Origin of the sequence: Pseudomonas huaxiensis, from assembly GCF_003231275.1 — a bacterium.
Taxonomy (GTDB): Bacteria; Pseudomonadota; Gammaproteobacteria; order Pseudomonadales; family Pseudomonadaceae; genus Aquipseudomonas; species Aquipseudomonas huaxiensis.
The window spans coordinates 1-322 of the sequence record NZ_QKVL01000206.1; the positions used below are offsets into that span (position 1 = coordinate 1).

Sequence of the window (322 nt, forward strand, 5' to 3'; positions counted from 1 at the left end):
TGCCGCCAATTGGGTTTCCAGCGCGTTCGTCGGCGCAACATAGGCAGCTTGCGACTGACTGATATCGGGCTTGGGTAGTGCACGGCGGTCCAGCTTGCCGTTGGCGCTCAGTGGCATTTTTTCCAGCAGCACGAAGTGGCTTGGCACCATGAACTCAGGCAGATGGGCCTTCAGATGCGCCTTGAGCGCGTCTTTCAAATCACCGCCGTCTTGGGCCACCAGATAGGCCGCCAGTTGCTTGCCGCTCGGGCCATCGATATCGATCACGCTGGCTTCACGAACTGCCGGATGCTCCAGCAGACGCGCTTCGATTTCGCCCAGT

At 59.9% G+C, this 322-nt stretch carries 1 protein-coding gene; it reads right to left on the reverse strand.

Going from position 1 to position 322, the window contains the following annotated elements; translation table 11 throughout:
- Positions 1-322, reverse strand: a 322-nt coding sequence (locus DM374_RS32905) for an AMP-binding enzyme (RefSeq protein ID WP_450088439.1), incomplete at both ends; no start/stop codon positions are given.